The sequence below is a fragment of the Limosilactobacillus sp. WILCCON 0051 genome (genome assembly GCF_039955095.1).
GTDB lineage: Bacteria > Bacillota > Bacilli > Lactobacillales > Lactobacillaceae > Limosilactobacillus > Limosilactobacillus allomucosae.
In genome coordinates this window covers 1,219,853-1,241,013 of the sequence record NZ_CP154878.1, presented here as the reverse complement: position 1 = coordinate 1,241,013, position 21,161 = coordinate 1,219,853, and the positions used below count along the sequence as shown (strand labels likewise).

At 47.7% G+C, this 21,161-nt stretch carries 20 protein-coding genes; 7 read left to right on the top strand and 13 right to left on the bottom strand.

Going from position 1 to position 21,161, the window contains the following annotated elements:
* Nucleotides 1-96: 96 nt before the first annotated feature.
* From trpA to ABC765_RS05875, 8 genes are all read right to left on the bottom strand, one after another.
* Entirely contained in the window at nt 97-873 is a 777-nt protein-coding gene (gene trpA, locus ABC765_RS05910; protein ID WP_347953258.1) for a tryptophan synthase subunit alpha, read from the bottom strand.
* Entirely contained in the window at nt 866-2,050 is a 1,185-nt protein-coding gene (gene trpB, locus ABC765_RS05905) for a tryptophan synthase subunit beta (RefSeq protein WP_347953257.1), read from the bottom strand. Before trpB ends, trpA begins: the two co-directional genes overlap by 8 nt.
* A gap of 25 nt (nt 2,051-2,075) precedes the next feature.
* A complete protein-coding gene (locus tag ABC765_RS05900) occupies nt 2,076-2,702 on the bottom strand; it encodes a phosphoribosylanthranilate isomerase (protein WP_347979918.1) in 627 nt (208 codons plus the stop codon).
* Nucleotide 2,703: 1 nt separating this feature from the next.
* The gene (trpC, locus tag ABC765_RS05895; protein ID WP_347979917.1) at nt 2,704-3,522 is read right to left on the bottom strand and encodes an indole-3-glycerol phosphate synthase TrpC; all 819 of its coding nucleotides are present in this window, start codon (nt 3,520-3,522) and stop codon (nt 2,704-2,706) included.
* Nucleotides 3,519-4,541: an anthranilate phosphoribosyltransferase gene (gene trpD / locus ABC765_RS05890; RefSeq protein WP_347979916.1), complete on the bottom strand. Its 1,023-nt coding sequence runs from the start codon at nt 4,539-4,541 to the stop codon at nt 3,519-3,521. Before trpD ends, trpC begins: the two co-directional genes overlap by 4 nt.
* Nucleotides 4,534-5,118: an aminodeoxychorismate/anthranilate synthase component II gene (locus tag ABC765_RS05885; protein ID WP_347979915.1), complete on the bottom strand. Its 585-nt coding sequence runs from the start codon at nt 5,116-5,118 to the stop codon at nt 4,534-4,536. The genes trpD and ABC765_RS05885 overlap by 8 nt, the downstream gene beginning before the upstream one ends.
* A complete protein-coding gene (locus ABC765_RS05880) occupies nt 5,115-6,596 on the bottom strand; it encodes an anthranilate synthase component I family protein (protein ID WP_347979914.1) in 1,482 nt (493 codons plus the stop codon). Before ABC765_RS05880 ends, ABC765_RS05885 begins: the two co-directional genes overlap by 4 nt.
* 140 nt (nt 6,597-6,736) lie before the next feature.
* Nucleotides 6,737-6,898: a hypothetical protein gene (locus ABC765_RS05875; RefSeq protein ID WP_270361306.1), complete on the bottom strand. Its 162-nt coding sequence runs from the start codon at nt 6,896-6,898 to the stop codon at nt 6,737-6,739.
* Nucleotides 6,899-7,439: 541 nt separating this feature from the next.
* On the opposite strand from ABC765_RS05875, the gene ABC765_RS05870 reads away from it, so the two are divergent.
* The 4 genes from ABC765_RS05870 (at nt 7,440) to ABC765_RS05855 (ending at nt 10,920) form a co-directional block, all read left to right on the top strand.
* A complete protein-coding gene (locus tag ABC765_RS05870; protein ID WP_347953251.1) occupies nt 7,440-8,816 on the top strand; it encodes a glutamate--cysteine ligase in 1,377 nt (458 codons plus the stop codon).
* A gap of 230 nt (nt 8,817-9,046) precedes the next feature.
* Complete coding sequence (locus ABC765_RS05865) at nt 9,047-9,379, top strand: metal-sulfur cluster assembly factor (RefSeq protein ID WP_347979913.1); 333 nt, start codon at nt 9,047-9,049, stop codon at nt 9,377-9,379.
* Nucleotides 9,360-9,596: a DUF1858 domain-containing protein gene (locus tag ABC765_RS05860; protein WP_347979912.1), complete on the top strand. Its 237-nt coding sequence runs from the start codon at nt 9,360-9,362 to the stop codon at nt 9,594-9,596. Before ABC765_RS05865 ends, ABC765_RS05860 begins: the two co-directional genes overlap by 20 nt.
* Entirely contained in the window at nt 9,589-10,920 is a 1,332-nt protein-coding gene (locus tag ABC765_RS05855) for a DUF438 domain-containing protein (protein WP_347979911.1), read from the top strand. The genes ABC765_RS05860 and ABC765_RS05855 overlap by 8 nt, the downstream gene beginning before the upstream one ends.
* Nucleotides 10,921-11,025: 105 nt before the next feature.
* On the opposite strand, the gene ABC765_RS05850 is transcribed toward ABC765_RS05855, so the two are convergent.
* Both ABC765_RS05850 and xerS read right to left on the bottom strand, forming a co-directional pair.
* Nucleotides 11,026-12,009 (bottom strand): asparaginase, encoded by a 984-nt coding sequence (locus ABC765_RS05850; protein ID WP_347979910.1) that lies wholly within the window; start codon nt 12,007-12,009, stop codon nt 11,026-11,028.
* 681 nt (nt 12,010-12,690) lie between these two features.
* Nucleotides 12,691-13,773: a tyrosine recombinase XerS gene (xerS, locus tag ABC765_RS05845; RefSeq protein ID WP_347979909.1), complete on the bottom strand. Its 1,083-nt coding sequence runs from the start codon at nt 13,771-13,773 to the stop codon at nt 12,691-12,693.
* Nucleotides 13,774-13,937: 164 nt separating this feature from the next.
* Here xerS and ABC765_RS05840 point away from each other — a divergent pair, with 164 nt between their 5' ends.
* Entirely contained in the window at nt 13,938-15,617 is a 1,680-nt protein-coding gene (locus ABC765_RS05840) for an SEC10/PgrA surface exclusion domain-containing protein (RefSeq protein WP_347979908.1), read from the top strand.
* 46 nt (nt 15,618-15,663) lie between these two features.
* A complete protein-coding gene (locus ABC765_RS05835) occupies nt 15,664-16,470 on the top strand; it encodes an HAD-IIB family hydrolase (RefSeq protein ID WP_347979907.1) in 807 nt (268 codons plus the stop codon).
* A 54-nt stretch (nt 16,471-16,524) separates the two neighbouring features.
* On the opposite strand, the gene ABC765_RS05830 is transcribed toward ABC765_RS05835, so the two are convergent.
* The 3 genes from ABC765_RS05830 to ABC765_RS05820 form a co-directional block, all read right to left on the bottom strand.
* The gene (locus tag ABC765_RS05830; protein WP_347979906.1) at nt 16,525-17,904 is read right to left on the bottom strand and encodes an aspartate ammonia-lyase; all 1,380 of its coding nucleotides are present in this window, start codon (nt 17,902-17,904) and stop codon (nt 16,525-16,527) included.
* A 269-nt stretch (nt 17,905-18,173) separates the two neighbouring features.
* Entirely contained in the window at nt 18,174-19,022 is an 849-nt protein-coding gene (locus ABC765_RS05825) for an alpha/beta hydrolase (RefSeq protein ID WP_347979905.1), read from the bottom strand.
* A gap of 111 nt (nt 19,023-19,133) precedes the next feature.
* Nucleotides 19,134-19,979: a DegV family protein gene (locus tag ABC765_RS05820; RefSeq protein WP_347979904.1), complete on the bottom strand. Its 846-nt coding sequence runs from the start codon at nt 19,977-19,979 to the stop codon at nt 19,134-19,136.
* A gap of 173 nt (nt 19,980-20,152) precedes the next feature.
* Here ABC765_RS05820 and ABC765_RS05815 point away from each other — a divergent pair, with 173 nt between their 5' ends.
* Nucleotides 20,153-20,701: a DUF1836 domain-containing protein gene (locus ABC765_RS05815; RefSeq protein ID WP_347979903.1), complete on the top strand. Its 549-nt coding sequence runs from the start codon at nt 20,153-20,155 to the stop codon at nt 20,699-20,701.
* The last annotated feature ends 460 nt before the right edge of the window (nt 20,702-21,161 follow it).

The following is a 21,161-nucleotide window of genomic DNA, read 5'->3' as shown; positions in this document are numbered from 1 at the left end:
GCTTCAACTTAGAAACTACCTGGCTTTTATTTCAATTTCTGTATTTTACATAATATTAAACGAGTAAAAATTATCAATATCAATGGAAGATGCCCATTAAAGGTCGCGAATGGCATCTTTCATTGACCGTACATAGTCAGCAACTGGCTTAACGCAGTCTTGACCGTATTTTTCGCACAGGCGGACAATTGCTGAACCTACGATGACGCCATCAGCCTGCTGAGCCATTTCACGGGCCTGGGCTGGCGTGCTGATCCCAAAGCCAACTGCGCAGGGAATCTCTTGTTCATGCTTAACCAGCTGAACCATGGCATTGATGTCAGTGGTGATGGTATTACGCACGCCGGTAACTCCTAGTGATGAGACACAGTAGACAAAACCGGCCGCGTCTTGGGCAATCATTTTTATCCGATCATGTGAGGTGGGCGCGATCATTGAGATCAGTTCAACGCCTAACTCTTGACCAACCTCGGCAAACTCGGCCTTTTCTTCATAAGGAACGTCAGCCAGGATCAAGCCGTCAACGCCAAGATCCGCGGCTTTTTGCAAAAAGCGGCGTGTGCCATAGTGATAGACGACATTGGCATAGGTCATAAAAGCCAAGGGGATCTGTGTCTTTTGACGAATCCGCGCAACCATTTCAAAGATCGCATCGGTAAGCGCGCCGGCATGCAAAGCTCTAAGATTGGCCGCTTGAATAACGGGGCCTTCCGCGGTGGGATCTGAAAATGGAATTCCCAGCTCAATCAAGTCGGCGCCAGCAGCCTCCATCGCGTAGACCAATTGTTCAGAAATCGTCAATGAAGGATCGCCACAGGTAATAAATGGAATGAATGCCTTGCCATTTGCGAAGGCGTTTTTAATTTTAGTCATAGATCTTCTCTCCTCGATAACGGGCAATTGCAGCAACGTCTTTATCGCCACGGCCAGAAAGCGTGACGATGATGATCTGGTCAGGATTCATCTTAGGCGCAAGCTTCATCGCATAGGCAACGGCATGCGCGCTTTCGATAGCCGGGATGATGCCTTCAGTGCGGGACAGATACTCAAATGCATCAACGGCTTCATCATCAGTGATCGGAACGTATTGCGCCCGGCCATTATCCCGCAGCATGGCATGTTCGGGACCAACGCCTGGGTAATCCAGTCCAGCTGAGATGGAGTAGACAGGGGCAATCTGACCAAATTTGTCTTGGCAGAAATATGACTTCATACCATGAAAAATACCACGCGTACCAACTGCCAGCGTGGCCGCTGTCTTTGGCGTATCAATTCCCTTGCCAGCCGCTTCACAGCCAATCAGCTGGACGGATGGATCATTGATAAAGTTGTAGAAGCTGCCAATCGCGTTGGAACCGCCGCCGACACAGGCAATTACGGCATCCGGCAGGCGGCCCTCGTCTTCAAGAATCTGCTGACGGCTTTCCTTAGAGATTACGGCTTGAAAATCACGCACGATCGTTGGGAAAGGATATGGTCCCATGGCTGAACCCAAGACATAGTGCGTATCGTCAATTCTTCTGGTCCATTCGCGCATCGTTTCGGAAACCGCGTCCTTCAGCGTACCGGTACCGGACTCAACGGCATGAACCTTAGCCCCCAGCAGTTTCATACGGTAAACGTTTAAAGCCTGGCGCTCACAGTCGACCTTGCCCATGTAGATCTCGCATTCCATCCCCATCAATGCCGCAACCGTCGCGGTAGCAACCCCATGCTGGCCGGCACCGGTTTCGGCAATTACACGGGTCTTGCCCATTTTCTTAGCCAGCAGACACTGGCCAAGCACGTTGTTGATCTTGTGAGCGCCAGTATGATTGAGGTCTTCGCGCTTCAAATAGATCTTGGCGCCTCCCAGATCTTCTGTCATATGTTTGGCATAGTAGAGCATTGAAGGGCGGCCGGCATATTCATTGAGCAGCTTGGTGAGCTCTTGTTGGAACGCGGGATCGTTTTGATAGTGGCGGTAGGCATTTTCAAGCTCAATTACCGCGTTCATTAAGGTTTCAGAGATATATTGACCACCAAATTCGCCAAATCTTCCTTTTGTCATTTATTTTCCTTCTTTCTAAATCGCTTTAAAAATTCAAGTTATGTCTTCTGACGATCGCAATTGCTTTTTTAACCTTGACTGGGTCCTTAATGCCTTGCGTTTCAACACTGCTGCTGAGATCGACGGCATTTGGACGCAGCGTTTCAATCGCCTGATCCAGATTATTAGCATTCAATCCGCCTGCCAGAATAAACGGCCGCTTGATTGCAACGTCGCTGACCAGCTGCCAGTCAAACGGCTGGCCGCTGCCAAGCCCCTGATCAAGCAATATCAAATCGGCTGGCGAGTTCAGTGCCGCGATCAAGTCTTGGCGCTCGTGAATCAGATAGGCGCGGATCACTGGGCGGTGCGTAGCTTGTTGAATTCTGCGCACATCGGCATCAGTTTCGCGACCATGCAGCTGGGCCATGTCGATAACGCCATCATTAAGCAGCTGGATAATTTTTTCCGCCGGCGCGTCGACAAATACGCCAACTGATCTGATGCCGGGATCCAATTGACTCGTCAGCGATCGCAGCTGCTCTTCAGTTATGGAACGATGACTGCGCGGAAAGTCAACGATAAAACCAGCCAGATCAGGGCGATAGCGGTTAACCATTGCAATGTCTGCCGATCGTTTCAGACCGCATATCTTGATTTGACATCCAGCCAATTCAATCAACTCCTCTCAGTGATGGCTCAACGAGGGGACCGCCATTGAGCTTTTGCAGCATCCGCGCCTTATCAGGACTGCGCATCAAAGTCTCGCCGATTAGGACGCCGTTGACGCGATTGTCCTTCAGTTCTTGAATGGCCGCCGCGTTTTTAATGCCGCTTTCAGAAACGAATAAAACGTTATCAGGAACCAGCCCGCGCAATTGAACACTGGTGTGGGGATCAACCGTAAAGTCGTTCAGATTGCGATTGTTGACGCCGACAATCCGCGCGCCGCTTTTGAGAGCCCGTTGCAGTTCTGATTCGTTATGTGCTTCAACCAACGCATCCATGCCAAGACTTTCTGCCAGTTGTCGATATTCAGCCAGCTGCTCAACGGAAAGCAGACCCGCAATCAGCAGAATCGCCGCCGCGCCCAATCGTCTTGCCTCATAGATCATATAGGGATCAACGATAAAATCCTTACGCAGCACGGGAATCGTTACTGTCTGAGCAATCTCTTGCAGATATTGATTCTTACCCTTGAAATAAAATGGTTCCGTCAGACAGGAAATCGCTGCTGCCCCCGCGTTTTGATAGTCAAGCGCGATCTGGCGGTAGGGGAAATCTGGCGCGATCATCCCCTTAGAAGGCGAGGCGCGTTTGACTTCGCAGATATAGGCCAGGCTGGTATTCTGCAGTGCCTGATAAAAAGAGGGAACCGGTGAAGTCTGAGCTAAAAGCCGCGCTGCCTGGGCGACATCAGCCAGGGGACGCTTCTGATCAGCGGCAACTACTCGCTGTCTGGCCTTGGCAGCCAATTCATCTAAAATGCTCATGCCAACGCCTCCTGATTGGTTATAGTAATAAACTGCTGGAGCTTTTGAGCAGCCGCGCCACAGTCAATCGTTTGTTCCGCCAGCTTGACGCCTGCTTTGAGATCAGGCGCTGCGCCAGCAATATACAACGCGGCCCCGGCATTCAGACAGACGGCTTGGCGTTTAGGTCCTTGTTCTTGACCATCTAAAATGGCACGCGTGATCGCCGCGTTTTCTTCAGGCGTACCACCGATCAGATCAGCAGATGTACAGAATGAATAGCCAAAATCAGCCGGCTTGATCACATAATTAGTAAATTGATCGCCATTGATCTCACAGACGGTTGTCGGCGCGCTCAGCGAGATTTCATCGAGTCCATCCTGACCAAATACGACCATGCCGCGATCAACGCCCAGCTGATGCAAAACGTGGGCCAGCGGTTGAACCAGCTTTTCATCAAAAACGCCCATGACCTGGCAGCTGGCACTGGCAGGACTGGTCAGCGGCCCTAGAATGTTAAAGATCGTGCGGATGCCAAGCTCTTTGCGAACTGGACCGACAAAACGCATGGCACTGTGATAGCGCTTGGCAAACAGAAAACAGATATTGGTGTTTTTAAGTACCTGCTCATTTTGCTGAGGCGCCAGATCAATCTTGACGCCCAACGCTTCCAGACAATCGGCCGCGCCGGATTTTGAAGAGGCGGCGCGATTGCCGTGTTTGGCAACCGGGACGCCTGCCGCGGCAACGATCAATGATGCCGTCGTTGAGATGTTGAATGAATTAGAGTGATCACCGCCAGTTCCAACGATCTCAACAACGGGGCGGTCGGGATGAATCTTGGTACCGGCTGCGCGCATTCCTTCTGCTGAAGCCGTGATCTCCGCAACCGTTTCGCCTTTCATTGCCAGCGCTGTCAGATAGCTGGCGGTCTGCACGGCTGACGCTTGACCGCTCATCAGCTCGTCCATTACCTGCCGAGCTTGACTGTAGGTGAGATCTTCTTGGTTGACTAATTTTTTAATTGCCTGTTCAATCATGATTTACTACCTCCAAAAAATTTTTGATTATCTGCAGTCCGTCAGTCGTCATAACGGACTCAGGGTGAAACTGAACGCCAAAAAGCGGTGCGGTGACGTGTTCTACGGCCATGACTTCTTGATTTTCATCATCAGATACCGCCGTAACCTTTAGATCAGGCGGCAGAGCAGCTGCATCGGCGACCAATGAATGATAGCGGGCCGCCTTAAAGGTTGGGGGAAGTCCCTTTAGCAATCGGCTTGCTGACAGTTGACGGATGGGCTCTTTTTTGCCATGCATCAGCTGCTTGGCATAGGTAATCCGGCCGCCCAGTGCCTCACAGATCGCCTGGTGTCCCAGACAGACGCCCAAAATCGGAATCTTGCCGGTAAAATAACGAATCACGGCTAAGCAGATACCGGCATCTGCTGGCCGGCCAGGTCCTGGTGAAAGAACGATCGCCTGAGGATGCATGGCCGCGATCTCCTGAATGTCTTTTTCATCATTGCGGATGACTTTAACGTGTGGATCGACCTTGCCAATTAAATGGTAGAGATTATAGGTAAAACTGTCGTAGTTATCGATTAAAAGAATCAATTTTCTAAACCTCCTTCAGCTGCCAAGACGGCCAGTTTAACGGCGCGGGCCTTATTTTGGCATTCCTTGAATTCCTGGCGCGGAACCGAGTCGGCAACGATCCCCGCGCCCGATCGAATGCCAAGCTGATCGCCTTGTTTGGATACGAAACGAATTGCAATGCAGATATCCAGATTGCCGGCAAAATCCAGATAGCCGATCCCGCCGCCATAAACGCCCCGCTGATCCTGCTCCAGTTCTTCAATAATCTGACAAGCACGGAATTTAGGTGCTCCGGAAAGCGTCCCTGCCGGCAGCACGGCATCTACCACGTCAATCGCGTCATGATCAGGGTTAAGCTGGCTTTTGATGGTGGACCCCAGATGCATGACTTGAGAGAAATATTGAATCTGCAGGTATTTTTCCAGATGAACGGTGCCAATTTTCGAGACCTTGCCTAAGTCGTTGCGTCCCAAGTCAACCAGCATGTTGTGCTCAGCCAGTTCCTTTTTGTTGGTCTGCAGCTCTTTAGCCATGGCCTGATCCTCAGCTGGTGTGCGGCCGCGGCGGCTCGTGCCAGCCAATGGAAACGTGCTCAGCTCACGGCCATTTACCCGAGCCAGCGTTTCAGGCGAGGCGCCGGCCAATTCCAGATCATCACTGGCAAAGTAGAACATATAAGGGGAGGGATTGCTGGCACGCAAAATGCGATAGGTGTCAAACAGACTGCCAGATGCTTGAGCCTGCAGTGGATTGGAAAGAATCATCTGAAAAATATCGCCTTCATGAATATAGCGTTTGGCGCGTTCGACTTTCTGGCAATACTCATCAAGATCAAATCTGGGCGTCAGCGGCGTTTTCAGCTGCAGAGGGGGAAACTCCTTTTTGACGGCACTGGCCAGGTCGTCTTTCATCTGGTTGATATTGGTCTGTGCTTGTTGGTATGAATTTTCAAAATCATCGGTCATGACACCGCTGATCAAATAGATTTTCTGCTGATAATGATCAAAAGCAATCACATCGTTAAACAACATCAGGTCCAGATCTTTAAAGCTGCCATCGCCTGCAAGATTCAGCTTGGGTTCGCTGTATCTCAGATAGTCGTAGGCAAAGTAGCCGACCAAACCGCCAGTAAATGGTGGCAGTTCTTTCATAACGGGACTGTGATAGTTTTTGATGATCTTTCTTAGCGTGTCGCCAGGATGTTTGACTGAAAAAACATTGGATTTCTCCCCGCCAGCATATTTTTGTCTGATGGTCATCAAGCCTTTTTGACAGGTGATTTCCATTTGGGGATGGTAGCCTAGAAACGAGTAGCGGCCACGACTGCCATCCTGACTGGCGCTTTCCAGCAGATAGCAATGCTGACTGTGGGCGCATAGCCGCTGCATGGCCGCGACCGGTGTAATCTGATCAGCAAGCATTTCTTGATAGACGGGGATTCGCTGATATTCATGGGTCTGCATGATTTCTTTGATTTTATTGATTTCTGGCTGCATAGTTTTGATTCTCCCTTGCATGATGGTTTTCTGATCGGGACCAATAAAAAAACTCGTCCCCACCAGAGTCGTACTCTTGGTCAAGGACGAGCTGTCTGCCCGCGGTGCCACCTTGTGTGACGATTTATATCATCGTCCGCTCATTGCAAAGCAGATAACGCCTGCTGCTGCGTCGTGGAATACTCAAGCGGCTGCTTTTTCACCACGCCCTCAACGGTCCATTTGGCAAGCAGCTGTTCGGTCTGGCTCTCAGTTTCCCAGGCTCCCTGTGCGCGCTTGACTTGCTTTGATCTCCGTCTCATTGGTTTAGTATGAAAACCCAGCAGATACTTGAAAAAAAAAACCGCATTGGCCTGATTGGCTATGCGGTCGCTCTTTGATTGAAGATTGTACCGGCATAGGTCTTCTTTGTTTACAGTGTAAAACGAAGCAAACCTACACCCTTGAAATGTAAGTCTACTTTAACCGATGCCAGCTTTGCCATGATTGACTAATAAATTTCATGTTTACAATCTTCCTTTCGTTTGATTTTTTATCATGATATTTTAATGTCGAACAGATGTCAATCAAATTTTTTATAATTTTGTTTTTAATAGTCTGGGATCGTTTTCGCCGGTGTCTCGTTAAGAAACGATCTTTAATTCTGATATACTTGGCTTTAGATTATAAAGTTCCTGGATATCCAACGACAATTACCGAACGACATCCGAGCAGGCGCTTGATTTCAATTCTAAGCACTGCTTTTATTAAAAGAATTAAAGAAAGCCGTTAAGATAGTTGAAAAAGATGAGATTTTCGTTATAATGAACAAAATTTAGTTAATGAACACTGGGAGGCGAGCCAATGTTTAGCAAGATTGGACAGATTATATTTGACAATGAGGCCGTTTTAGAGGCATCCGACTTTAAGATGGGGCTGGAGATCGAGATGCAGCGAGTGGATGAAACCGGTCATCTGAGTCAAGAGCCATATCCTGACACGATTGGCGATGAAAAGGTCAATCCATGGATCACCAATGATTTTTTGGAAACCATGTCAGAGATCGTAACGCCCCCAGCTGACAATGCTACTGATGCAATGCATTATCTGTACAGCATCAATACCGTTTTAAGAACCGCGCTGGCACCAGGCGAGCTGCTCTGGCCATTATCGATGCCGCCGATTTTGCCTAAGGATCGTGCCAAGATTCAAATCGCACATGCTGGTCCCGAAAAAGAAGCCTACTTTAAAGAATGGCTCAAGCACCACAGCATTTCAGAAGGGGCTCCATCTGGCGCGCATATCAACATGAGTATCAATGATGATCTGGTGGAGTTGGTCTATCAACAGTTGCCGCAGCGTTTTGAAAACAAGGTCGCTGCCCAGAACTATCTTTATCAGATCATCGTTCAAGGATTTATGCGCTATCGCTGGTTTTTGACTTATTTATTTGGCGCTAGTCCGATTGCTGAGGCCAACTTTTTTGAAAATGGCGAACAGCCGTTAAAGCGTCCCGTCCGCAGCATTCGTCAAAGCCAAAAGTATGGTTTTGAAAACAAATTCCCCGGCGACTATTCTTCAGTTGAAAACTATGCCAAGAAGGTCATGAACGCGGTTAAGGCTGGCAAGCTGCAGTCAGCGGCTGAATTTCATGGGCAGGTTCGCTTTAAGGGCAACAGCGATTTAAACAAGATGGTCAAAGAAGGCGTTGACTACATCGAACTGCGCATGCTGGATCTGGATCCGACCAGTTCCGTGGGGATTCGGACGGGAACTTTGCGCTTTATTCGCTTGCTGGCCGGCTACTTCATCATGAGCCCATCATTAAAGGAGAGCGAGGCTGGTCGCGTGATTGCCCGTGCCGATGAGATGAATGAGCACGTGGCCTTGGAGGATCCGACCGCGCCGTGTGAGTATGCACCAACTGCCAAGGCTTTGATTCGTCACCTGCAGCTGTTCGTCAATCAGATTCAAGCCGGACCCGAGTATCAAGAAATCCTGGATGATCTGGAATATCGGGTCAACCATCCCGAAACGACGCCAAGCGGTCAGCTGGTCGAGAAGATCAAAAACAATTCCTTGGTTGACTATGCGCTGCACCAAGCACGTAAATATCAGGATGGCGCAATTCAAGCACTGCGGCCATTCCGCGGATTTGAGGAAAACAACGGCAATCTCAGTGCCAATGAGTTGGCTTCCGATCTTTTTGGCGGTACCTGGCGCCTAAACAAGCCTGAATAACCACTGATTCAAAAGTTAAAGCTGGTTTGGAAATCACTTGATTTTCCAACCAGCTTTTTAGCTTTAAATGAGGCTGATACTAGGGGGCGAACAGGCAACGAAAGCAAAAAAATAAGCTGATTTTCGGCGAGCGTTTGATCAGTGTTGGCTTTGAGCAATAAAAAAATTAATAAGGAAACCAGATAATCATGCTAAAATAAAGCGCAGAGAAATGGATTAGGAGGGATGAGATGACCCCAGTTGAACAACAAGTATGGGACGCGCTCACTGCTGTAATCGATCCTGAGCTTAACGTCAGCATTGTTGATCTAGGCCTGATATATGAAGTTGAAGTCGATGAACAGGGCTGTTGCCGCATTAAGATGAGTTTAACGACACCTGGCTGTCCGCTAAGCAGTTTTTTACAAAATGACATCGAAAAAGCCGCTCAAAACGTGCCCGGTATTCGTGATGCCCGCGTCCAGCTGGTCTGGTATCCAGTCTGGAGTATTGCCAGAATGTCGCCCAAAGCACGCCGTCAGTTAGGAATTGGAGGTAGCCTGCATGACCATCAAAACCGTTGACTTTAGCCGACCAGTACACGATCTGGCCCAACAGGATCCTGATTTTATCGCTATCATGGTCGAAGCCGGCTTTGATAAAATCAAGATTCCTGGGATGCTTGACACGGTTGGCCGTTTCGTCAATATCAATCGGGGCTGTCTAGCGATGAATATTGATAAGCACCTTGTAATCGACACTTTTAAACGACATGGGTATGAGGTGATTAACCATGACTGAACCGCATAATCTCCATCAGCGTCAGCAGCAGCTGGTCAAGATTCTGACTTTTTTAAGCAATGGTGGCAATTTTGATCAGGCCAAGCAGTTATTTGATCAAGAATTTGCCAACGTTGACGTAGCTGAGATTACGGCAGCCGAAAGAGAGCTGATTGCCAATGGTCTGGACCCACGTGAGATTCAAAAATTATGCAACGTGCATGTAGCACTGTTTAAGGATGCCATTGCGCCGGGCAAGCCAACCGCTGCTTTTGATACTCCTGGACATCCCGTCTACACACTGAAACTGGAGAACAAGATCATTGACTCTTTAATCAATGACGAACTGCTGCCCTGTCTTAAAAAGTGGCAGCAAGATGGCAGTGAGAACGAATATCTCAAGCGAATGCAACAGGCCCTAAAAGATCTGATGACCATCGATCGGCATTATGCCAGAAAAGAAAATACCTTGTTTCCACTAATGGATAAATATGGCATTACGGCACCGCCCAAGGTCATGTGGGGCGTTGACGACGACATTCGCGGCTATATCAAAAAAGCCTGTCAGCTGGTCGATCAGCAGCCGTTGCCCGACAAATATGTCATTGAGGCAGCCGTAGAAAAAGCCGCTCAGGAAGTCTTGGCAATGATCGTTAAAGAAGAAGACATCATGCTGCCAATGCTTGCTGAGGTTGCCACGCCTGCTGACTGGGCCCGCGTACGAGCAGATGAGGATTCGATCGGCTATACGCTGATCTCACCGCCAATCAATTGGCAGCCTACCGAACAGGAGCTTGCTGATGCGGCAAACAAGCCCACCAACTCCGCACTGGGCCAGCAGTTTAATGAAATCGCCAAACAACTGGCCGCCACTGACGCGCAGGTTAACCAAATCACTCAGCCAAATCATCAAGAACCAGCAGCTAACTTGCCAGTTGATCCGCAAGCCAGAATCGATCTGGCAACCGGTCAGCTGAGTCCGGAAGAATTGATCGCAATCTTTAAGCTGCTTCCAGTTGATCTGACCTTTGTCGACGCGACTGATCAGGTCCGCTGGTATTCAGATATTCCTGATCGCATCTTTCCGCGGACCAAGAGCGTGATTGGGCGATCCGTCTACAACTGCCATCCGCCCAAGGCCCAGCCTAAGGTTAAGAAAATTCTTACCAGTTTTCATGAGGGGGCCAGTGATCGCGAAGAGTTTTGGTTTAGTCTGCATGGTGAGCGTTTTATCCATCTGGAATACATTGCCGTTCGTCGTGAAGATGGCACTTATCTGGGCTGTCTGGAGGTTGGGCAAGACGCGACTTATCTGCGCAGCCTCAAAGATGAGAAGCGCCGTTAAGAAAGCAGTGCTGATTTATTGATTAGCGAAAATTTAACATAATATATAAACTGTAAAAAACAAAAAGCGACTCCTAAATGCAGATAGGGGTCGCTTTTTAGCAGTTCAGTATTTAAAAAAGGTCTGCCGAATCGCAGCAATGTCGTTAGTCTGGGTCAGACAAAGCATCAGCAGAATTCTGGCTTTATAAGAGGTGAGGGTATTGACTCCAATAAAGTGATCATGCGGGTCAAAAATCGGTTCGTCAAAAACGATTGAATTTGATACCCGTGAGCTGCGCACGACAACCACGCCCTGTTCAGCCAACGCATCCAGTTTCTGGCGCCAGGCTTGAGAATAGTTGCCGCTCCCGGTTCCAATTACTACCAATCCATCGCAGTCTTGTCCCAGTAGTTCTAAAACCTCAGCCGGGGCCCCTGCGTAATAGACCGCCACGCCAACTTTGGGCAATGTTGAATATTCAAGCTTTGAAAACCTGGAGTGAATCGTGTGTTTTGATACTGGCCGACTGGTAATAAAGACCTCAGCGTCACGCATGTATCCTAGTGCGGCATGATCATTCAGACTGCTGAAGGCATCAATTTTATAGTTGTTGATCTTGGCAATATCGCGCGCTGAGTAGATCGTACTGGAAAACAGACAGACCACGCCGCAGTCATAGGTCTGATCATCTGCTGCCAGCGCAACGGCTTGGTAGATGTTGAAGGGACCATCAGCGCTAGTAGCAGTTGCCGGCCGCATTGCTCCCGTCAAAACGACTGGCTTGGCAGTATTGACCGTTAAGTTTAAAAAATAGGCCGTTTCTTCAATCGTATCGGTGCCATGCGTAACCACGATGCCATCTACATCATCACGAGCGGCCTGCCGATTGATAACCTCGCGCAGCTGCAGCCATTTCTGCTCGTCCATTTCATTGGAATCAACGCTCATTAAAGAAATCATTTCAATGTTGGCCAATTTTCCCAGTTGGGGCACGCTCTTTAAGATATCAGCCACCGCTACCGTTCCTGCCCGATATTCAGTAGTCCGGCCAGCTTCACCACTGCCGGCAATCGTACCACCAGTTGCAATAATCACGATATTCTTCAAAATCTCACATCCTTGAATTGATTGATGGTTTTAATGATACAAGAAAGGCGTGAAAATTAAAAGTCTTTAATTTTTTACATAATATTATGGACGTTAATTATTTTGGGTTAACCAGCTGTCTGCTTTTAAATCCGCCTGATTAACAGCTAAAAATCAACAAGCCTATTTTTCAATATAATCATATAACAGTCTTACACGTTTTTCTGCCAATCAAAAATCTTGATTTAACGGCATTTGTGGCAGTTTAGTGTAAGATTCTTTTATCAAAAGTGTCTTACGATTAACGTTTTGGCACCAGAAATCAGCGTAAAACCAGGTATTTTCAGAATTTGGCTCTCAGACGCACTGAAATCAATCTGCGTGGGTAGTTGGTCGCTTAGATGCGGCTGAGCGGCGATTTTGCAAATAATAATTTGCCAAGGATCTTAACAGTCGTTTTAGGCGTCCTGACCTAGGCTTATTATTGGTAGGGATCATAAGTCATGCATAATGTTGCAGAGAAGGGGGATTTAATCTAGGTCGGCCAGCATGCCAAATTGGCTACTTTAAATCGACAGCTAAAATGGAGAACCAACTGAATAATAGTTATCGGCATCTCGATTGAATATTACGTTTTGAATATTATGTAAAATCAATGCTGATAAAAAGCTGCTGTCTAGCCATTGCCAGACAGCAGCTTGATTATTCATTTTGCGGCGCTTGGTTTGCCTGCTCGCTGATTTCTCTTAACGCTGCCTTTTGCTCTTTTTGGTCAACGTGCGTGTAGAGATCGGTAGCCGAGGTGCCTTTTTGTCCCAATTGCTGAGAGACCAAAACCTGATCCTTGGTTACGTCATACAGCTCCGAGGCCAAAGTGTGACGCAGCTTGTGCGGGGTCAAGGGATGGCCAAATGCCGTCGAATACTTTTTAACCATCCGTTCAATGGCATTGGCAGTAATCCGGCGCGTTTTTCCTTGATAGATCGTCAAAAAGAAAGCCTGGTCCTTTTTAGTAGCCCCGTAGCGCTGAGCTCGTAGATCGCGATAGTCCTGTACATATTTGACTGCCCACGGAGCAATCGGCACGCTGTCTTTTTGGCCACCTTTACGGGTAACGTCCAACATCTGCTGCTGCCAGTTGATATCATTAACGTTGACGTTGGCGGTCTCAGAAACCCGGATTCCGGTCCCCAAGATCAAGGCAACGATCGCGATGTCGCGTTCCTTATTACGCCGGTATGCGGGCAATGAACGCTTGTCGCATACTTTTGGATAGCGGTTTTCAATAAAATCAATGAAATCAAACTTCATCTGACCCCGATACATGTGCGCAGCCAAAGCATGGGCGCGATAGTTCAAGGTCTTGGTATCATTTAGCGAATTGATCTTGAGCATGACGTTGCGCTCAAAATAAGGCTCGCCATCGTTGTTGTCAGCAGTGACCGTCAAAAACTTGAACAAACTGCGCAGGGCATTGATTGAACGATTGATTGAGGTTGGCGAGTTGACGCGTCCCTGAGCATTGGTAGTATGGCGCAGATGATCGATATAAAGCATGATGTCATTGCGACGCAGGTGTTCCAATACTGAAGTCGGAATTTCTCGATTGGACTTGGCATCAACCAGGCCGCTGGTACGCAGCCAATCCATAAACCGACGAATCTCAGTCAGATACTGATAGGTTGTCGTAATGGCATGATTGGTTCCAAGGCGGTATTCATTAACGTAATCTGGGAGCCGCGACAGTTCCTCATCGATCAGTTTCAAATACTTATCGGCTTCCATATGTTTCCTCTTTTCTATTTGTTTCTACTATTATATAGTATCAGATTTGCCAGAAAGATTCTTGCTAAGTTTTGAGCATGGTTTGACATGAAATGTGGAAATCGGTAAAGTAAATATTGAGATTGGTTTGACCACCAACTTGTTTGATAAGGGAGTAATCTAAGATGAAGAATCAACATTTAAAACAATCGGTCTTAACGGCAGGAGTCATTGCCGGTGCAGCGTTTTTTGGCGGTGGCTGGCAGGAAGCTCATGCCGATACCGTCAACAATTCCACTGCACAAATTACGACGACTAATCCAAATGCTGCAACTTCGACTACCGATGCGCAATGTGCCGTTGCCAGCGCGCAGGCCGCCGTTTCCCAGGCTCAGCAAAACGTGAATTCTGCTTCTGCCGCCGTGGTCTTGGCTTCGGCAGCGGTTAATTCGGCAGCAGCTGTCCAAAGCAGCGCGGCCAGTGCAGCCAGTGCCGCGCAGAGCAACTATGCCATTGCCAGTGCGGCGGCTCAATCACAAATGCCATCCAGTGCTGAACAGGCAGCCGCTTTAAACGGCAGTACGATTGACACCAAAAATGCCAATCTAAGCATGTTTGACAATACGTCATCTGATGAATCAGCTAACGTTAAGAATCAGATTGGCGAGACTAACGTTACCGAAAACTGGCATCTCAATTCGGCCACGCAGAAATACGAAATGGATCCAAGTCTCAAGGATGCCTTAACCGTCGTGCCGACACTGGATGATGAAAGCATGACGCTTGATCCAACCAAACTGACGCTGGCTCAGCAAAGCGAGATCAGCAATTATGTTGCCGCTTTGATCAATCAGATTCGGGCTAGATTTGGGCTGACGGCTTGGATCTACAACGACATGACCTTGGCCCAGGCGTTGGCAATCGTTAATTATGCCTATAATAGCCAAAACTGGAATACCAGTGTCAAGTTACAGGAAATCATTGCTCAAAACAAAGCAATTGAAGCCAAAAACAAAACTGCCAAGCCAGATGAGCAGGAGCCGCTGATTGATCTTGACAAAGCTCATGATCTTGATAAGCTTTTTAATAACGTTGAATACCAGTATAATGGCACCAGCGACAAAGTTAAGGCCAGCTGGGAAAACATTGGTATTATTTCAGAAAAGAATCCAAACATTGCTTCCACGCTGATTAAAACCATGGGCGATTTAAAGCGTGTTGCCACGGTCTCGATTTGGGATATGCTGTTTAACGATGCTCACTCGCAAAACAGCCATGCCAGAATGCTGCTGAGTACCAATACTGAATATGTCGGCGTCGCGATGGACAACTATGGAGTCTTACATATCTATGGGCTGATTCCATCGGCACTGCAAAAGGTCAATGAAACACAGACGGCTTTAGCCAATGCCAATAAAGACGTTGAAACGCAAAAAGACAGGCTGAGCGATGCAGAGAAAGAATTAAACGATGCTGTCGATGCCTTGAATAAAGCACAGGATGCCCTGGAAAAAGCCAACCTGCTGATGGCGATTGAAGCCGTCGCCAAGGATGCTAATCAGACGTCATCTTCGCAAAGCACCGCTTCCAGCACCAAGACGTCCAACAGCAAATCGAACAAGCAGAGCAGCCTTAAAGACGTTACGGTCAAGGCAACCAGTGAACCAACAAAGGTCAGTCAGGCTAAGCACGGCGACAGTCAGCTCTTAAGCACGTCCAACGCCATTACGACTGCTGAGCCATCAATTTTTGAACAGCTCCTGCCACAGACCGGCAATCGCAATGGTTTAGGAATGACGATTCTGGGCATGCTGATGGGGATGCTGAGCTTTGGCTTTTTAGGTCTGCGCAAGCGTCGCTATTAATCAGAATCATCTTTATTATCCTCAATCGATTGAAGGGAGGATCGCCATGTATCGCTATATCGCAACCGACGTCGATGGCACCATGCTTGACAGTCGGCACCAGCTAAATTCTGCTGCTTTGAATATGGCATTAGGTCAGCTGCAGCAGCAAAACGTTTCTTGGATCGTGGCCAGTGGTGACAGCTATCGATTTTTAAAAAAGTGTTTTGCGCCTTGTCCATTGATTGACACGTTTATCTCAATCAATGGCGCGCTGATCGTCCAAAAAGGGCAGGTCGTTTTTGAAAGAACGCACGCCAAGTCACAGGTCAATGAGCTGATCAAAGCAGTCAACGCGTTGCCAGTTACGCCTGATGTAATTTTGCTGACTGGTTGGAACCATACCTGGGGCACCAGGATTTCTGACCTAAAAGCCTGGCCGTTTGGAATCAATATCGATTTTGTTGATGATCTGACTCAGGTTGACGATAAGATCTATAACGTTAATCCGATCTGGCTCAATCATCAAGTCACGCCAGACCAGATCCGCGGTTTTGCTCAACAGATGATTGAGCGCTATCCGGTTTATGCAACCTATAGCGGCTTTGGCTGTATGGACGTCTTACCTTTGGGCGTCAACAAAGCAGCCGGACTAAAAGAACTGATTATCAATGACGATCATGATCAGCTAAAAAACGTCGTAGCCTTTGGTGATTCATCAAATGACCGGCAAATGCTGCAGGAAGCCGGTCTGGGGGTGGCCATGAAAAATGCCAGTCCCGATATTTTAAAGCTCGCCAACCGCATCACCAGTTATGATAACGATCATGACGGCGTACTGCGCGAGGTTCAGTCGATTTTCAACCTGTCCTGATCGACCAAAAACAGGCCCAGCATTGCTGCTGAGCCTGTTTTTCATTAAGCAACGTTATTTAACAAAGAATGCGGTCGGCGCCAGGGCTTGATCCAATTCTGCCGTTGTTAGACGATCACCAACCAGTTCACGAATCGGCCGCTGTTCTTTTAAGGCCTTTTTAACCAGATGGCTGACGGTTTCATATCCTAAAAGCGGAGAAAGGGCAGTCGCGGCTTCCGCGGAAGATTCAACCATCTGCCGACAGCGCTCCACGTTTACGGTAATTCCCATCAGGCAGTTTTCGTTAAGCGTCTGCAAGGCACCGTTCAACAGGCGGGCATCGTCAAACAGATCAAAGAACATAACCGGCTCAAAAGCGTTGAGTTCCAGCTGTCCGGCTTCGGCAGCCATAGTGATGGTCGCGTCATGACCGATCACCTGGTAGGCAGTCTGGGTTACGAATTCAGGGATGACCGGGTTGACCTTACCCGGCATGATTGAAGAACCGGCTTGACGCTGCGGCAGGTTTAGTTCGCCCAAGCCGTTTTGCGGACCCGATCCCAACAGGCGCAGGTCGTTGCACATTTTAGAAAGATCAACGGCCAATGACTTGTAGGCACCCGAAAGCTGAACGTATTCATCAGTGTTTTGCACGCCATCAATCAGATCTTCACAGCCTTTTACCGGCAGCAGCGTGACGTTTTGCAGCTCCGTGATTACGTTTTTGAGATACTCATGCGTGGCAGTCAAGCTGGTGCCAATCGCCGTTCCACCCAAAGGCACCGTCAACAGCTGATCACGGGCAGCTTTAAGGCGTTTGAGGTCGCGTTCCAACAGTGAGGCATAAGCATGAAACGAGCGGCCAAACGTGGTTGGGATCGCATCTTCCAATTGAGTACGGCCCATTTTAAGCGTGGCTTGGTATTTTTCAGCCAGCTGCTTGAGCGTTGCAATTACTTTTTTCAGCGTTAGCGACAGACGATCCGTAAGCTGAATCATGGTCAGATGGCCCGCGGTTGGGTAGGTATCGTTGGTCGACTGTGATTTGTTGACGTCATCGTTGGGGTTGACCAGCTGATAGTCGCCTTTTTGTCCATCCAGCAGCTCAATCGCCCGGTTGGCAATGACTTCGTTAACGTTCATGTTGGTACTCGTGCCAGCACCGCCTTGGATTGCAGGGATGGCAAATTCATCTTCATATTCCTCAAAGTGTGCCAACAGATCCTGGCAGGCTTTGGCAATCGCCATTGGAACACGCTCATCATCCCAGCGGCCCGCTTTTTGGTTGGCACGGGCACAGGCCAGCTTGACGCGTAGGAAGTTCTTGATCAGCTCTCGATCATTGACGCTGCTGACAGCTGGAAAGTTGCTGCGAGCCCGGACGGTATGAATGCCATAGTAGGCAGTTTGGGGAACGCTTTGAATGCCAAGTGAATCGTGTTCTTTTCTCATTATTAACACACCTTTCAAAATCAATCTGCTTTCTCTTTATGGTTTAAGACTTTATCACCAGCTGACCGACGTGTAAACCAATTTAGGGGATAAACGAATAATCACAAGTTTTAATCAATTTTAGTTGCTTAAAAAAGAAAAAAAGGGCCTTTTTTGTCTTTATTTTAATCATTCATTGGATTTCTAATCAGATTCATCAATTTGAATTAAACTAGACCAATTAAAAACAGCGCCATTCTGAAAACCAGATGACGCTGTATTGAGCTGTATTATTTTCTCCACAAGAAATTGATCAGCAGGGAATCAACCTGTGAGTTGCTGTGTAATTTGCTGTGCTGAGCGCGTGGACCTTTAATTTCATGCTCAGTATACGATTTGGCAACTGGCGACACCAGATAGCGCAGTGATTTGGATGAGTTGTTAGGGACCGTGCCATCAGAATTGGAGCCGTCCTGCAGATTGCCATAGATATTTAAGATTTTGACGCCGGTTGGATAGGTCGTTCGCAGCTTAGTCAGCTCACGATAGAAACGATTGGTCACAGTCGGCTTGCCATCTTCAGCCAGCTTTGATGATGCCTGGTCCTCGCCATTCAAGCCATTGAAATGTCCGGCAATGTCAACTTGTTTTTGCAGTTTCGGCAGCTGCTGGCTGTTGGGATGATCCAAAAGGCAATACATAATGTCCATATTACCCATTGAGTGACCAACCAGATTCATCTTTTTGAAACCCCATTTTTGCTTAGCCGCGCTCAAAACGTTGAAGGCCCACTGTCCATCAGTATGATAGTTGGTTTCCCGCGGGTTTTCATAGTTGACCTCAATGATCGGATTAATGGCGTTGGCCTTGATCTGACCATGGAAGGTAACCTTGCCAGCACGGTCGACATTTGCCCAGATAATCGTATTGGTCGCCCCTGCTCGTTTGGCGGCGTTAGCCATGTGTTCTTCAGCATGACGGCTGCTGCCATAGCCATGGAAAAAGAAGGTCGGCGTTTTGGATTGAACGAACTGTTGAGCTGCCTGGGCTCGCTGCCACCAGCAAAGTCCACCGCCAATTACTGCCAATACCAAAACCGTCAGCAGCCACCGCCACTTTTTTAAAAGAAATCCGTGCATTTTCAAGTCCCCCAATTTGAATTTCTTTTAGCATAGCGGTTTTTAGATGTTAAGTAAAATAACTTTTACTGATAGCAGTATACGAATTTTTGATCGCAGTAAAAAGGATGACTATTGCTGCTCATAGCCCTTGACAAAACCAATCATCAGACCGCCCTGCTCAGCATAAAAACTGCATAGTCCGCGGCATTCGCCAATTACTACGCTGGCATTGGGATACTCAGCCAACAGCAGCTGCTGAAACTGTTCGGCAGCTGCTCGATTCTGCACGTGATCGATTCTGACCGCGCCGCCTTGATAGCCTTTTTGTTCCATCTGGCTAATCAGGGCTTGGAAGCATTTCTTTGGGCCGCGTGCCTTAGTCAGCATTTTAAAGCTGCCTTGATCCGCCGTACCGATCACTCGTAGATTCATTAAATGCGCCACTTTAGCCAATACGGGACTGATCCGACCGTTTGCCGCCAGATTATCTAATGAACCCAGTGCAAAGATCAGCTCAACTTGCGACATGAATTCATTTAAAGCCATCACGACGCGGTCAAACGACAGGCCGCTATTGATCAGCTCAGCCAGTTTTTCAGCCATTAAATGCATTGCCGGTCCAGCTGAAAGCGAGTCAAAGACCTGAATCTTAGCAGCGGGATGCGACTCAAGATAAATTGCCGCGGCTTGCTGAGCGGTACTATAGCTGCCCGACATTTTGCCAGTAATCGTTAAGACGTAGATTTCATCAGCATCTTCATAAGCGGTCAGCCACTGTGCCAGATTGGGACATGAAGAGGTGGCCGGCTGGCTCGTTTGCTGCAAGGCGGCCGTGAAAGCAGACAGGTTAAGGGCTTCATCGTCAGACCAGACTTGATCTTCAATTGTCAGGGTGAGCGGAACATTAACGCATTCAACGTTTTTGATGGATTTTTCCAGCAGATTGGCGCCGGAGTCAACGACGATCTTTTTCATTAATAGTTACCTCGATTACATTAGCGGTTTTTCGAAAACTCTTTAATTGAAGTTTAGTTGATCCGATTTCCAACGTCAAGTTTTTTAAAAACCGGAAAGAGAATTTAAGATACTATTAGTTTAATTATCAAGACTGAGCTATAATATTTTTAATTGATTTGTGAAAGGAAACTATGATGACCAAGAGAGAACAAAAAATGGCCCAAGACCTGATTGATTTTAAACTGCCGCGCTATCAAGATCTGCCTAACGTTGGCCTTTATCTGGAACAGACGACCAATTATCTGAATCAGTGTCTCAGTCCATTAGGCGACGTTAAGCTGACCAGCTCCATGATCAGCAACTATGTCAAGCATGGTTTGATCTCGCGGCCGCAAAAGAAGCTTTATCAAACAGAGCAGCTGGCCGAGCTGATGTTTATTGCCGTGGCTAAAAACGTCCTGCAGCTGGATAATCTGAAACTGGCAATCCGGATTCAACAGCAAAGCTATGATACGCAGACAGCCTATGACTATTTCTGTGAAGAACTGGAAAACGTCTTACGATACGTGTTTGGATTGCAAGATGAGCTGGCAGTAGTGGGGCATGATCATACCGAACAAAAACGCATGCTGCGCAACCTGATTATGACGGTCAGTCACAAAGTCTATCTCGACAAGTATTTTCAGACATTAGCAGCTGGCGAATCAGCGGTCTCGTCGCCCAAACAGTCACAACAATAGCGTCATGATAATGAAATAGGTAGTCGTTTGGCGTTAATGGCAGCCAAAATCTTCTCAAGCTGGATCATTATGCAAAAAATCCTGCATAAAACGTATGACGAAAAAATCATTACCTACTTTTTTTCAAAACAGGCTGCATAGTAGGTAAAAAATGATGTATATCGAGTTAGGGATGCCTAACTTTACCTACTATTGACTAAAATCTGCGCCATTGTAGGTAAATCACAAAGTCGGACTGGTCCAATCAACCTTTAAATATGCATCTTTACCTACAAATTGGAAAAAAGCCGGCAAAAGTAGGTAAATGCTGGAAAATCCAATATACATTTACCTACTATTGATTAAAAATCCGTGTATCGTAGGTAATTTCAAGGCGGTTATCTTGTCAAAGCCTGATTTTCTTCACATGCTTGGCGAATGGACAGTCAATAAGCAGCCAACGGGACGTGTTTATTGGCAG